Annotated in this window: 10 protein-coding genes; 9 read left to right on the top strand and 1 reads right to left on the bottom strand. The window is 34.6% G+C overall.

The window, feature by feature from the left end:
• Nucleotides 1-194: 194 nt before the first annotated feature.
• Nucleotides 195-818 carry a class I SAM-dependent methyltransferase gene (locus CPHY_RS17495; protein ID WP_012201380.1) on the bottom strand — a complete coding sequence of 208 codons (624 nt, stop codon included), beginning with the start codon at nucleotides 816-818 and terminating at the stop codon, nucleotides 195-197.
• Nucleotides 819-1,042: 224 nt separating this feature from the next.
• Between CPHY_RS17495 and manA the strand changes: the two genes are divergently transcribed.
• The 9 genes from manA to htpG all read left to right on the top strand — a co-directional run bounded on the left by manA (nucleotide 1,043) and on the right by htpG (nucleotide 13,678).
• Entirely contained in the window at nucleotides 1,043-1,975 is a 933-nt protein-coding gene (gene manA / locus CPHY_RS17490) for a mannose-6-phosphate isomerase, class I (RefSeq protein WP_012201379.1), read from the top strand.
• Nucleotides 1,976-2,068: 93 nt separating this feature from the next.
• Entirely contained in the window at nucleotides 2,069-2,728 is a 660-nt protein-coding gene (locus tag CPHY_RS17485; protein ID WP_012201378.1) for a YesL family protein, read from the top strand.
• Between the two features lie 143 nt (nucleotides 2,729-2,871).
• Nucleotides 2,872-3,780 (top strand): mechanosensitive ion channel family protein, encoded by a 909-nt coding sequence (locus tag CPHY_RS17480; protein WP_012201377.1) that lies wholly within the window; start codon nucleotides 2,872-2,874, stop codon nucleotides 3,778-3,780.
• Between the two features lie 361 nt (nucleotides 3,781-4,141).
• Complete coding sequence (locus tag CPHY_RS17475; RefSeq protein ID WP_012201376.1) at nucleotides 4,142-6,250, top strand: glutamine synthetase III family protein; 2,109 nt, start codon at nucleotides 4,142-4,144, stop codon at nucleotides 6,248-6,250.
• 321 nt (nucleotides 6,251-6,571) lie between these two features.
• Nucleotides 6,572-8,002, top strand: a complete 1,431-nt coding sequence (locus CPHY_RS17470) for a leucine-rich repeat domain-containing protein (RefSeq protein WP_012201375.1) — start codon at nucleotides 6,572-6,574, stop codon at nucleotides 8,000-8,002.
• Between the two features lie 303 nt (nucleotides 8,003-8,305).
• The gene (locus tag CPHY_RS17465) at nucleotides 8,306-9,934 is read left to right on the top strand and encodes an ABC-F family ATP-binding cassette domain-containing protein (RefSeq protein WP_012201374.1); all 1,629 of its coding nucleotides are present in this window, start codon (nucleotides 8,306-8,308) and stop codon (nucleotides 9,932-9,934) included.
• Between the two features lie 185 nt (nucleotides 9,935-10,119).
• Nucleotides 10,120-10,890: a TraX family protein gene (locus tag CPHY_RS17460; protein ID WP_012201373.1), complete on the top strand. Its 771-nt coding sequence runs from the start codon at nucleotides 10,120-10,122 to the stop codon at nucleotides 10,888-10,890.
• 94 nt (nucleotides 10,891-10,984) lie between these two features.
• A complete protein-coding gene (locus CPHY_RS17455) occupies nucleotides 10,985-11,479 on the top strand; it encodes a DUF5721 family protein (protein WP_012201372.1) in 495 nt (164 codons plus the stop codon).
• Between the two features lie 165 nt (nucleotides 11,480-11,644).
• Nucleotides 11,645-13,678: a molecular chaperone HtpG gene (gene htpG / locus CPHY_RS17450; RefSeq protein ID WP_012201371.1), complete on the top strand. Its 2,034-nt coding sequence runs from the start codon at nucleotides 11,645-11,647 to the stop codon at nucleotides 13,676-13,678.
• Nucleotides 13,679-13,976: the final 298 nt, after the last annotated feature.

Here is a 13,976-nt window from a genome sequence, read left to right as displayed (position 1 = left end):
AAAAAAGAGTAATTAGAATTACATGCTCCGCAAGTTTTTCTTATCAATGAATAAGAGAGAATCACAAAAAGAAATAATTTCTTTTGTGATTCTCTCTTTATTTGTTAGAAACCTATTAAGTTAATTACTATCTTACGTATTTCTTACAAATTAAATCATTTATTGGATATGAGATTTTATAACACATCTTGATTCTAGTGCTGCTTTGTCTTCATTTTACGTGCTAGTTTTTTACTAAGACCGTTCTCCTTTTTTTCGGTAGGTAGCTTTTTTCCCTTCGGACGCTTTTGAGCAATAAAGATATAATAACCATCCTTTTCATGAATCTCTACGCCACCAAAGACAGAGATGATTTTATTCTTATACCAGTCTTTACGCTTAGTTACCATATAGAGCTTCCCACCCATGATTAGCCTGCGGTAACTCTCCTCAATAAAATGTTTTGGAACAGAAAAATCTACATGATAAGGAGGATTCGATAGAATGAGGGAATATTCATCTACTGGGAGATTACGAAATCCATCACTTTGTAAAATAGTAAGCTCATCCAATACTTGATTGTATTCAGCATTTTTCTTACTAAGTTCCACAGCCTTTTCTGAGATGTCACACATAGTTACTCTTGCGGGAGATAGTACTTTACTGGCGTAGATTCCGACTAAGCCATATCCACAGCCAAGATCTAGTAGGGTATCAGAATTATCAAACGTTACGTAAGATAGCATAGCTAAAGTTCCACGATCCGCAAAGGAGGGTGAAAAAACTTCTGGGTCAGTAATAAAATCTAGTGAAATGTCTTCAATTGTAACATGTATCATATAAAGGAAAGACCCCTTTCTTTTTACAGTTTATTCATCTAAAGATTATAGCATGGTGGCGTAATTTAGTCAAAATATCTAAATATATTCCTACAAGAAACTTTAAAAAATTGTAACGTTTTTTTGCTTTTATTAAATGTGTATAAAATGTGTATAAAATGTGGGAATAGTATTTAAAAACAACTTGTTTGATGATATAATGGAAAAAAGCAGTGGAGGCAGCTATGAAGGAGTTATTGTTTCTAAAACCAGTTTTTAAAGAGATGATCTGGGGTGGTACGAGATTAAAAGTTGATTTTCATTATGAAATTCCAAGCAATAACACTGGAGAGTGCTGGGCAATCAGTGCACATCAGAATGGTGATTGTGAGATTATAAATGGATTTTATAAGGGCTATACATTAAGTAAACTATGGTCAGAGCATAGAGATATATTTGGAAATGTAAACCAAGAAGTATTTCCACTGTTAGTTAAGATTATCGATGCGAAGGATGATTTAAGCATTCAGGTTCATCCAGATGATACCTATGCCAAGGAAAATGAGGATGGATCATTAGGAAAAACAGAATGCTGGTATATTCTTGATTGTGATGAAGATGCTGAAATTGTGATAGGTCATAATGCAAATAGTAAAGATGAGTTACGGGAAATGATAGGGAAGAATGCTTGGACGGACTTGATTCGTATTCTTCCAATTAAGAAAGGTGATTTCTTTCAAATCGAACCCGGAACAGTTCATGCTATAAAAAAGGGAACCTTGATTTTAGAAACACAACAAAATAGTGACATTACGTATCGGCTTTACGATTATGGTCGATTACAAAATGGAAAACCAAGAGAATTACATCTTAGTAAGAGCGTTGATGTTATTCGCTGTCCTCACGTCGATAAACAAGCAAATCATGAAAAATTAGAGTACCCAAATGCGACGAAAGAACATCTTGTAACATGTCCATATTATACTGTGTATAAAATTGAAATTTACGGAAAACAAGAATTTACGCAGGATAAACCATTTACACTGATCAGTATAATTGAGGGAAGTGGAGAGATAGATGGAATCCCAATTCATAAAGGAGACCATTTTATTATTCCGTCAGATTATGGTACATATCAGTTGACAGGTAATCTTCAACTGATCGCTTCATATATTTAAAATAGGTTACCAATGCTTATCAGTATATTAGTTGAACTAAAGTTCAGCATATATAGATAAAATTTAAGGACAAGTAATATTTAGGAGGAAAAAATGAGTAATTTTTTTAATATGGACAATGCATTTTTTACAATCATGGGAAAAGTATGGGATATGATTCTCCTCAGTATTATCTGGGTGCTGTGTTCCATGACACTTGTGTTAATCGGGCCAGCCACAACTGCCTTGTACTATACTGTAGTAAAAGTAATTCGTCGAGAACGTGGTTATGTAACAAGAGAATTTTTCCATTCATTTAAAGATAATTTAAAATTGGGTACTATAACAACAATTATATTCTTCGTTGTAAGCTATATCATGTACATTGACTTTACTTATTCCAAATTGATGCTAGATGATGGAAAGAGTTATGGATCCTTGTTAATCGCTGGATTTATTGCAATCACAACAGTATTAATATTCGTTTTAATTTTTGTCTTCCCTATTTTATCAAGATTTACTCTAAATTTAAAAGGGTTATTTAAAACTTCATTTATTATTGCTATGAAGCACTTTCCTACTACATTATTAATGGCAATTGTTATTGCTGTATTTGGATTAGCAGTATATATAATCTATCCAGCAATTTTTATTGCACCAGCACTTTGCTGTTTGGTTTGCTCCTTCTTAATTGAACGTGTTTTTAAAAAGTACATGCCAAAGCCAGAAGGAACAGAAGAAGAAACAGGAAAGGACTTATGGTACTGGGAATAGATTTTCGGTATTACTATAACCTTTCATAGACTCGTATGGGAAAAGCAAGCCATTGTTATGATATAAGTAACGATGAGCTTGCTTTATAGTTATAGCAAAATTAAATTGATGATTCAAAGAGTAGTGCAGAAATGAGGTTATAGATGAATAAATTAGTTTTATTGGCGCAGAACACTATTATAAAAGATGATCTTATAGAAGATTTAGAATTAAATAAATTTATGTCAAAAGTCTCGACGCTATGGGATGATTTTTGGCCTAAGGCATTGCATTTCTTATTTTTGATACTGATATCGTTTTTTGTCTACTTTGTAGGTAAGAAACTTATGAATGTCTTAGTTAAAATCATAAAAAAAGCATTTGAACGAGCTAAAATGGATGTTGGTGTATCTAACTTTCTTATATCTGTGTTAAAAGCCATATGCTATGGTCTGCTTTTAATTACGATTGCTGCGATCCTAGGATTACCAACAACATCCTTTGTTGCTTTACTTGGTTCTGTAGGTTTGACAATTGGTTTGGCATTACAAGGAAGCTTATCCAATTTTGCCGGTGGAGTGCTCATATTGATATTAAAACCATTCCGTGTTGGTGATTTTATTATTGTCAAGGGGAATGAAGGTACTGTAATAGCTATCGATATTTTTTATACTAAGATATTAACTACGGATAATAAATTAGTTGTTTTACCAAATGGGACCCTGGCTAACAGCGAGATTACCAATGCTACAAATGAACCAATCAGACGTTTGGATTTAATTATTCCAATTGGTTATAAGGATGATATCAGGTCGATAAAACAGGAGCTTTTTTTAATAAGTCAAAGGAATGAAAAGATCTTAGAGGATCGTCCGGTTGATTTATTTGTAAGTGCCTATGGAAAAGATGCAGTTGAGCTTTCAATGCGTGTATGGGTTAAAACGGAGAATTGTTTTTCATTAAAAGGCGAACTCCTTGAAACAATCAAATACATGTTTGATGAGAAAGGCTTTACAATACCATTTAATCATGTGGATGTTAATGTAATGAACGACAAAAAGGTTAAGAAGTGATTTATAAGTAGAAAAAATAGCAAATAGAGTCCTTACTTATAAGTACAGAATAGGTTCTGTAACTATTGCATAATTTGAAAAGATAAGACAACGTTTTTTTTGATAAAACAGAAAATTTATAAGTTTTTAAAAAAAATACTTCACATTTTTCTATAAACATGATATTTTAATAATAAGAAATTGTTCTTAGAGCAAGGGTGTTCTCCAATTAGTGAGAGCACCCTTTTTTATAAAAATTGCGGAAATGCTAGGAAAGTAAAGTTGTTTTTTGATTTTGGATGTGCTTTAATGGTAACTGAATGTAATTTGAGAGGGATTTTCTGAGAGATAACTAATATCATTTTAGAAGGAGATAAGATTTATGGCGGAGAAATTAACCGATATTTTTGGTATCGACGTATTTGATGAAGCAACCATGATGGAATGTTTGCCAAAGAGAACTTTTGAGGCGTTAAAAAAGACCATTAAGAATGGTGAGGATTTGGATCCACAGGTTGCTGAAATCGTAGCCAATGCGATGAAGGACTGGGCAATTGATAGAGGTGCAACACATTATACTCATTGGTTCCAGCCGATGACAGGTATTACCGCTGAAAAGCATGATTCTTTTATATCTCCAGCTCCATCTGGAAAGATATTAATGGAGTTCTCAGGAAAAGAGTTAATTAAGGGTGAACCAGATGCTTCTTCCTTCCCATCCGGTGGATTAAGAGCAACATTTGAGGCAAGGGGTTACACTGCTTGGGATTGTACGTCTCCAGCATTCTTAAAAGAAGACGCTGCAGGTGTTACTTTATGTATTCCAACTGCATTCTGTGCATATACCGGTGAAGCACTTGATAAAAAAACTCCATTACTTCGTTCGATGGAAGCCATAAGTAAACATGCAGTTCGAATCTGTAAATTATTTGGTCATAGTGACGTAACAAGTGTATCTTGTTCCGTTGGAGCAGAGCAGGAGTACTTTTTAGTAGATAGGGAAAATTACTTAAAAAGAGATGACTTATTATTTACAGGCCGTACCTTATTTGGCGCTATGCCTCCAAAAGGACAGGAGCTTGACGATCATTATTTTGGTTCTATTAGGGAAAGAATTGCTTCCTTTATGAAGGAGCTGAATGTAGAACTTTGGAAGCTTGGTATCTTAGCAAAAACCCAGCATAATGAAGCTGCTCCAGCACAGCATGAAATTGCACCTATCTATACTACAGCCAATATTGCCACTGACCATAACCAGTTAATTATGGATATTATGAAAAAAGTTGCAATCCGTCATGGCCTTGCATGCCTTCTTCATGAGAAGCCATTTGCAGGTGTAAACGGTTCTGGTAAGCATGATAACTGGTCTATCGTAACCAATACTGGAAAGAACTTATTAGAACCAGGTAAGACACCACATGAGAATGTTCAGTTCTTATTATTCTTATCTGCTATCTTAAAAGCAGTAGATTTACATGCAGACCTGTTAAGACTATCTGCATCGAATCCAGGCAATGACCACAGACTTGGTGCGAACGAAGCCCCACCAGCAATTATTTCAGTATTCCTTGGCGAGCAGCTTGCAGATGTATTAACTCAGTTAATTGAAACAGGAGCAGCAACGAGTTCCAAACAGGGCGGAAGATTAAGAACTGGTGTGCATACACTTCCAGAGCTTAAGAAGGATGCAACGGATCGTAACCGTACATCACCATTTGCGTTTACTGGTAATAAATTTGAGTTCCGTATGGTTGGCTCTTCTATGTCAATTGCAGATGCAAATACAACGGTTAACACTATAGTTGCGGATGTTCTTTCCGATATGGCAGATGAATTAGAAAAGGCAGATGACTTTGACCTTGCGGTACATGACCTAATTAAGAAGACAGTAACCAAACATCAACGAATTGTATTTAACGGAAATGGATATTCTGATGCATGGGTAGAAGAGGCAGAGAGACGTGGCTTACCAAACTTAAATTCAATGGTTGCAGCAGTACCGGCGTTAGTTACTGAAAAGGCAATCAAATTATTTGATAAGCATCACGTTTTAACCACAACAGAATTAAAGTCCCGTGTGGAAGTTTTATATGAATCCTATTCAAAAGCAATTAATATCGAAGCTAAAACGATGATTGAAATGGCAAATAGAATGTTTATTCCTGCTGTTATTAAATTCACTACAACACTTGCGAATAGCATCAATGCAGTAAAAACAGCAGTACCAACAGCAGATGTAAGTGTTCAGGCAGATTTATTAACGGAGACTTCGACATTATTAGCTCAGGCAAAAGCAGCACTTAATAACTTATCGAAGTACACAAAGACTGCCGCATCTATAGAAGAGGGAGAAGAACAGGCAAATTACTTTAGAAATGTAGTATTCCCAGCTATGGATGAGCTTAGAACACCAATTGATTTGCTAGAAACGATAGTTGATAAAGAGGTATGGCCAGTTCCTACTTATGGAGATCTATTGTTCGAAGTATAATGAATTAAAAGATTTATATTCATAGATTTATAAATACAAGAAAAAGCACGTGAACTTTTCCTTGTCATGTAACTATAAAACGAGACAAATATATTTCTTTACGAAATCATATTTTGTCTCGTTTTATAGTTAATAGCGTTATAAGAAAGAGGTATGTTATTTATAACAATGAAAAGTTTACAAGGTGTGTTTTATCTTATGAAAGCGTGCACCTAGCATAGGCGCAATCTACAGTCTTTGTCCTTAAAAGGAGGCACCTTCCTTTACATAAATATTACCAAATGATATAATGGAAATAATGATGCAAAGGAGGATGGATGAATGAAGAAGTGGATAATATTATGTTTCATGCTGTTAATGGTCTCGGTAACTGCTTGTAGTCAAAAATCAAAGTCCCTAGATGTTACCAATCCTCAGAAAGAACAAGAAGATGAGATGGATTTATCAGGGAATTTATTGGGTACACCAAAACCGAGTGAATTACCCGGTAAGGACATAAATATTCCAACGAATACTCCATCGATAGGAGAACTGAATAAGGATGATAACTTAGGTAAAGATAAGAATGAACAAGGAATAAAGGCGGGTGAAGATAAGGCTGAAGATAGCGAAAATCCCGATAAAAATAAAGTGAGTTCTAGTACAGAGGTAATAAAAAAAGGTACGAAAGGCTGGGTTTCTGAAGATAAGACAGAAGTTTGCATCGATGATGATGGTACGATATTATCAATGAAAATTAAGGAAGGCGAAGTTTATATAACCGGTTTTGTAACAGAGTCAGTAGGCGAACTTATTATTCCGGAAAGCGTAGAATCCTATCCAGTTACTGTTATAGATGAGTATGCATTTTATAATACCTCAATCACAAAACTTGTATTACCAGAAGGTCTTAAAGTAATTAAAGGCAGAGCATTTAAAAAGTGCTATAAACTAAGTGAGATAAACTTTCCTGCATCCTTAGAAGTGATAGAACAATCCGCGTTTGGAATATGTCCTGCCCTTGAGACGATGACATTGCCAAAGGAAAATAAGCACTATACCATAACAGATGGGGTATTATATACGAAAGATAAGAATACGCTAGTGAAGTATCCTACTGGTAGCGAAGAAAAGGAATATACAGTTTTAAAAAGTGTCACACGGATTGCAGAAGGTGCATTTTCCTTAGCGAAAAACTTGAGAAATGTAGTATTATCAGAAAAACTTACAATTATCGAAAATGAAGCCTTTTCTGGCTGTATTCAGTTATCTATTGATTTAACGCCGAACATAACGAAAATTGGTGATTATGCTTTTTCAGATTGTTATTCCATAACGGAACTAAGACTTCCAGATAGTCTTACTCAACTTGGAGAGGGTGCATTTAGTGCTTGCGAGAAACTAGAGAGTGTGATTATTCCAAAGAAAGTAACAAGGATTCCATTTGCTGCATTTGCCTCAGATACCTCATTAACTGAGGTTGTGTTTTTAGGTTCTACAACCACAATTGAAGATATGAGCTTTTCCACCTGCCAATCTTTAACCTATATTGATATCCCTACAGGAACGATACATATTGGTGATATGGCTTTTTATGCATGCACAAATTTAACGGAGATTACAATACCAGATACTACGGTATCCTTTGGAAATGATATCTTTGGAGAAACATCAAACATAGTAATTGTTGCCTTAAAAAATTCGATGGCAGAAACCTATGCAAAAGAAAATGGTTTCGATTATCAAGAAGCAGTGATGGATATAATAGAATAATAGGGCCTTCCCCTCTTTCGTGAATCATACTTTTTCTTGTATAAACAAATGAAAGAATATAGTCAAAGCAGATATTCTCATAACCACTACGTGGCATTTCACCAGGAGCTTGAACTCCTGCTGAAAAAGGCAAGTCCTTACCCCCGCTTTAAGAAGCGGAGGACTTCCCTGATGTGGTTAAATTAACTTATGAAAAGAATAAAAATGCGCTAAAGATTTACAGCAAGTTAAAAAGGGCTTGCAAATTATAGATTTTACTGTAAAATAAGTAATAGCGCAAAAATAGAAAGGCTAGGTATCGAAATGATTCAAGCAAGTGATGTAACTCTTAGAATAGGAAAGAGAGCCTTATTCGAGGATGTCAATATTAAATTTACAGAAGGAAACTGCTATGGCTTAATTGGAGCTAACGGAGCAGGAAAATCCACTTTTTTAAAAATCCTTTCAGGGCAAATCGAACCAAGTAAAGGAGATATCATTATTACTCCTGGACAAAGATTATCATTTTTGCAACAGGATCACTTTAAGTATGATGCATTTGATGTTCTCAACACAGTAATTATGGGAAATCAGAGATTGTATGATATCATGAAAGAAAAGGATGCCATTTATGCAAAGGAGGATTTCTCCGAAGAAGATGGTATTAAAGCAAGTGAACTGGAAGCAGAATTTGCAACATTAAACGGATGGGAAGCAGAATCCGATGCTGCCACTTTATTAAACGGACTAGGAATTGATACAGATTTACATTACAAGATGATGAGCGAATTAAATGGTGCTCAGAAGGTGAAGGTACTTCTTGCACAGGCTTTATTTGGTAACCCAGATATCCTGTTACTTGACGAGCCTACAAACCATCTTGATTTAGAGGCTATTCGTTGGTTAGAAGAATTCTTGATTAACTTTGAAAATACGGTTATTGTAGTATCCCATGACCGTTATTTCTTAAATAAAGTTTGTACACATATTGCAGACATTGATTATGCTAAGATCCAGTTATATGCTGGTAACTATGACTTCTGGTATGAATCCAGTCAGTTAATGGTAAAGCAGATGAAGGAAGCAAATAAGAAGAAGGAAGATAAGATTAAGGAATTACAGGATTTTATTCAACGTTTCTCAGCGAATGCATCAAAGTCAAAACAGGCGACTTCCAGAAAGCGTGCGTTAGAGAAAATTGAACTTGATGAGATTCGTCCTTCTAGTAGAAAGTATCCATACATTGATTTTAGACCAAGCCGTGAGATTGGAAATGAAGTTTTAACAGTTAAGAATTTAAGTAAGACGATTGACGGTGTTAAGGTTTTAGATAATCTTTCCTTTATTATTACCCATGATGATAAGGTTGCTTTGGTTGGTGGTAACTCACTTGCAAGCACTACCTTGTTTAAGATTTTATCCGGTGAAATGGAGCCAGACTCTGGTGAATATAAGTGGGGAATTACAACAACCCAGGCTTACTTCCCAAAAGACAATACGAAAGATTTTGACAGTGAAGATATCATTGTGGATTGGTTAATGCCATATTCTCCTGAAAAGGATGTTACTTATGTTCGTGGCTTCCTTGGAAGAATGTTATTCGCTGGTGAGGAGGGTATTAAGAAGGTTAAAGTACTTTCCGGTGGTGAGCGTGTGCGTGTTATGTTATCTAAGATGATGATTATGGGCGCAAATGTATTACTTATGGATGAGCCTACAAACCACTTGGACATGGAATCAATTACAGCACTTAATAATGGATTAATGAAGTTCTCTGGTGTTGTAATGTTTACCTCTCAGGATCATCAGTTTATTCAAACTATCGCAAACCGTATTATGGAAATTACGCCTAACGGATTGATTGATAAGATTACAACTTACGATGAGTACCTTGATAGTGATGAAATGGCACGTAAGAGACAAGTATTAAATATAAATACAGAAGAGGACTAAGCGTGAGTTTGTGCCTGCGTCGTCCTCGGCACAAACTTCCAGCCTACTGAAGGCATGTTTTCAAGTTTGAAAAGGCAGGGTCAAATGGTTTCATTTTATGAATCCATTTGACCCTGTTGTTGACTTCTTGTACTAATCTAGGTAGAATAAAAAGCAGAATTAGATATCTTTTAATTAGCTTTATCATGAGAAAAGAAAGGACTACAACATTGAATAGTTTTACCTTAAAACTTATCGCATGTTTTACCATGCTAATTGACCATTTTACCACAATTTTTGTGCCAAGGTATACTACTCCATTATTTCATATAACTCTATCATCCTATGAGCTTGATGTTACATGGTATGTAGTAGGGAGAAGTATTGGAAGAATTGCGTTTCCGATATTTGCATTTTTAATTGTGGAAGGATTCTTTCACACGAGAAACCGAATGAAGTATTTACTTCGTCTGCTTCTTTTTGCAGTAATTTCCGAAATTCCTTATGATTATGCTTTTTGGGGATTCCCGAATATGAATTTAAAATTATTATTATATAAGCAAAACGTTTTCTTTACACTAGCAATTGGTTTATTAACTATTATAATTTATGATTATATTAAGAATCGAATGCATAGTAATACAATGTGGATGACCTTATTTGGCGTGCTGACAATTATTGGTGGTACAGGATTATTAATTTTGGTTCAGGCTGATTATTCTGAGTATGGATATGGTGTCTTACTAATCGTGGGATTTTATTTAGCTTATGGGAATCGGAATCTACGTATGTTACTATTTATCCTACTCGTTGGATTTTTCCGCGGTGGTATTGAGTTTATGGCAATTTTAGCGGCACCATTCTTATATTATTATAATGGTGAACGTGGTACAAAACGGTTTAAATACGCCTTTTATACTTTCTATCCATTACATTTAGTAATTCTACAGGGAATTTATCAGTTCTTATCTAATTAATGAAGTGTGAAGAGAATTTCTAAGGCGCTAAAAGACACCGCCTAAGAAAGTTTTTGTCGAATGAAAGGTGCAAAGCGCCAGAATAGGGGTTTTCATGAAATCATTAAAAATCGTTGATGTGAAAGGCTTTATGTCTAAATTACTGATTCAGAATGTGTTTGATGCTTTTTTAGTTTCTGATGTAATAATCCATACTTTCCAAAGGTTTGAAATGAACGGTAAATTAAACCGTGATTATTATAGCACAGAAGAGCTCGAATCCCTAGGAAGTAGAACTCATTCGAAATGGAGTGAAGTCAGACCATTTGCCTACCAGGTCGTAAAAGGGAATAAGACTCCGTTATCCTTTCAAATTAGTCTTATGCTATCAGGGAAAGCAATTGAATCGGTATTAACAACCCAGGGGGTATTATTAGATAGCAGCGAGGTTACCGGATTGTATTTACACATTCGATATGAAAACAGTGAATTACATGTAGTAACTGGAACAGGATTAAAGACATTTTCCTTAGATAAATCATTAGATTATGCTTGGGATGAACAAGTTATGAAATATCTTAAAAGCAGTGAAATCGCATATGAAGAATAATTGTTAGCACTCATTACTAATGAGTGCTAATTTTTTCTTGACATTTCAGATACCTCGTATTATAGTAATATACAACGAGTTGACTATCATGCATTGGACATGCATTTTCATGCAAGTATGAATGCTTATTAATGATAAATAAAAGATAAAAGGAGTGTTTTTCTCATGAGTATGGAACAAGGTAATTTATCAATTAATTCCGAGAATATTTTCCCGATTATTAAAAAGTGGTTGTATTCCGATCATGACATTTTTTTCCGTGAATTAATATCAAATGGCTGTGATGCGATTACTAAACTTAAGAAACTTAACATTATTGGCGAGTTCTCTATACCAGAAGGGGAAGAATTTAAAATCAATGTTCTTGTAAATGCGGAAGAAAAGACATTGACCTTTATTGATAATGGTGTTGGTATGACTGCGGATGAAGTAAAAGAATACATCAACCAGATTGCTTTCTCCGGAGCCCAGGATTTCTTAAATAAGTATAAGGACAAGGCGAATGAAGACCAAATTATCGGACATTTTGGACTTGGATTCTATTCTGCATTCATGGTAGCACATAAGGTGACGATTGATACCTTATCTTGGCAGGAAGGTGCAAAACCTGTTCACTGGGTATCAGAAGAGGGAATCAACTTCCAGATGGGAGAAGGGGATAAAGCTGAAAGAGGAACAAAGATTACTCTTTATTTAAATGAAGATAGTTATGAATTCTCCAATGAATACCGTGCAAAGGAAGTGATTGAAAAATATTGTTCCTTTATGCCAGTGCCAATTTTCTTTAAAAATGAAAATGCAACAGAAGAGCCAGAAGAGGAAACAGAAGTAGAATCCGAAGTAATGGAAGATTCTATTGTTGATGCTGAGGTTACAGAAGATGGTAAGGTAGCAGAAACAAAGAAAGAAAAGAAGGGGCCAAAGCCACTTAACAACCCAGAACCATTGTGGACAAAGCATCCAAATGAATGTACAGAAGAGGATTACAAGGAATTTTACCGTCAGGTATTCCACGATTATAAAGAGCCATTGTTCTGGATACACCTCAATATGGACTATCCATTTAACTTAAAGGGTATCTTATACTTCCCTAAGATTAATACGGAGTATGATAGTGTTGAAGGAAAAATAAAATTATATAGTAACCAGGTATTTATCGCAGATAACATTAAGGAAGTAATTCCTGAATTCTTAATGCTTCTAAAGGGTGTTATCGATTGTCCTGACCTACCACTTAACGTATCAAGAAGTGCTTTACAAAATGATGGTTTTGTGAAGAAGATTTCTGATTATATTACTAAGAAGGTAGCAGATAAGTTATCTGGTATGTATAAGGTGGAACGTGAAAATTATGAAAAATACTGGGATGATTTAAGCCCATTCATTAAATACGGTTGCTTAAAGGATGATAAATTCCGTGAAAAAATGAAGGATTTCATTATCTTTAAGAACTTAGAGAAGAAATATGTAACACTTCCAGAGTATCTTGAGGCTGCTAAGAGATTAAATGGTGAAGAGAATACGGAAGAAGTAAAAGCAGAGGTTGAAGAAACAAAATCCGAGTCTGCGGGCGAGCCAAAAGAAGAGAAGAAGGATACCGTATATTATGTAACCGATGAACAGCAACAGAGCCAATATATTAAGATGTTTAAGGATGCTGGTATTGATGCTGTGTTTATGACACATAATATCGATCAGCCTTTTATCACTCAGTTAGAGCAATCCGATGAAAAGATTCGTTTCCAAAGAATTGATGCTGATATTAATGCTACAATGACGGAAAGTTCTTCTGAGGAAGAAAATAAGGAATTGGATAAGAAAAAGGACAGTCTGACAGAAGCTTTTAAGAAGGCATTAAAGAAAGAAATGTTAGAAGTTAAGGTTATGAAATTAAAGGATGCAAAGGTTTCTTCCATGATTACTTTATCAGAGGAGAGCCGTAGAATGCAGGATATGATGAAAATGTATAATATGTATGGTATGGATCCATCTGCATTCGGCCCTACAGAAACATTAATCTTAAATGCCAATAACCAGTTAGTTCAGTACGTATTAGATAACAATTCCGCTGAGCATACCGATATGATCTGTGAGCAATTATATGACCTTGCTTTCATTGCCCATAAGCCATTAGCACCAGAAGCTATGACGAAATTCATTGAAAGAAGTAATGAGATATTAATGCTCTTAACAAAATAAAAAATATTTATAAGGGAAACTGTTGCACAGTAACAAATGCAACAGTTTTTCTTTTTTTATGATTAGTGGATTTGTTTTCATGAAAATGATGAAATATTTTTTATATTTGCTTATTCATAACAATGTGAAGTTCTAAAAATACTTTTTTGTGTTTAAAAAATTAAATATCTTTTATACGAAAGTTTCGCACCATTTTATAAAAGAGAATTAATTGATAACTCATTTATAAAAATTGACATTTTTTTTATGCATGTTGAACAAAAAAATACCTTTTACTTGTAATTGACAGAAAATGTAA

It is taken from the genome of Lachnoclostridium phytofermentans ISDg, from assembly GCF_000018685.1.
Lineage (GTDB): Bacteria > Bacillota > Clostridia > Lachnospirales > Lachnospiraceae > Lachnoclostridium > Lachnoclostridium phytofermentans.
Note: the sequence above shows the minus strand (reverse complement) of the source record. Positions and strands in the feature narration are given on the sequence as shown.

Excerpts from the sequence above, each read along its gene's own strand:
- CPHY_RS17495 (WP_012201380.1), bottom strand. The coding sequence starts at position 818 with ATGATACATGTTACAATTGAAGACATTTCACTAGATTTTATTACTGAC.
- manA (WP_012201379.1), top strand. The coding sequence starts at position 1,043 with ATGAAGGAGTTATTGTTTCTAAAACCAGTTTTTAAAGAGATGATCTGG.
- CPHY_RS17485 (WP_012201378.1), top strand. The coding sequence starts at position 2,069 with ATGAGTAATTTTTTTAATATGGACAATGCATTTTTTACAATCATGGGA.
- CPHY_RS17480 (WP_012201377.1), top strand. The coding sequence starts at position 2,872 with ATGAATAAATTAGTTTTATTGGCGCAGAACACTATTATAAAAGATGAT.
- CPHY_RS17475 (WP_012201376.1), top strand. The coding sequence starts at position 4,142 with ATGGCGGAGAAATTAACCGATATTTTTGGTATCGACGTATTTGATGAA.
- CPHY_RS17470 (WP_012201375.1), top strand. The coding sequence starts at position 6,572 with ATGAAGAAGTGGATAATATTATGTTTCATGCTGTTAATGGTCTCGGTA.
- CPHY_RS17465 (WP_012201374.1), top strand. The coding sequence starts at position 8,306 with ATGATTCAAGCAAGTGATGTAACTCTTAGAATAGGAAAGAGAGCCTTA.
- CPHY_RS17460 (WP_012201373.1), top strand. The coding sequence starts at position 10,120 with ATGAGAAAAGAAAGGACTACAACATTGAATAGTTTTACCTTAAAACTT.
- CPHY_RS17455 (WP_012201372.1), top strand. The coding sequence starts at position 10,985 with ATGAAATCATTAAAAATCGTTGATGTGAAAGGCTTTATGTCTAAATTA.
- htpG (WP_012201371.1), top strand. The coding sequence starts at position 11,645 with ATGAGTATGGAACAAGGTAATTTATCAATTAATTCCGAGAATATTTTC.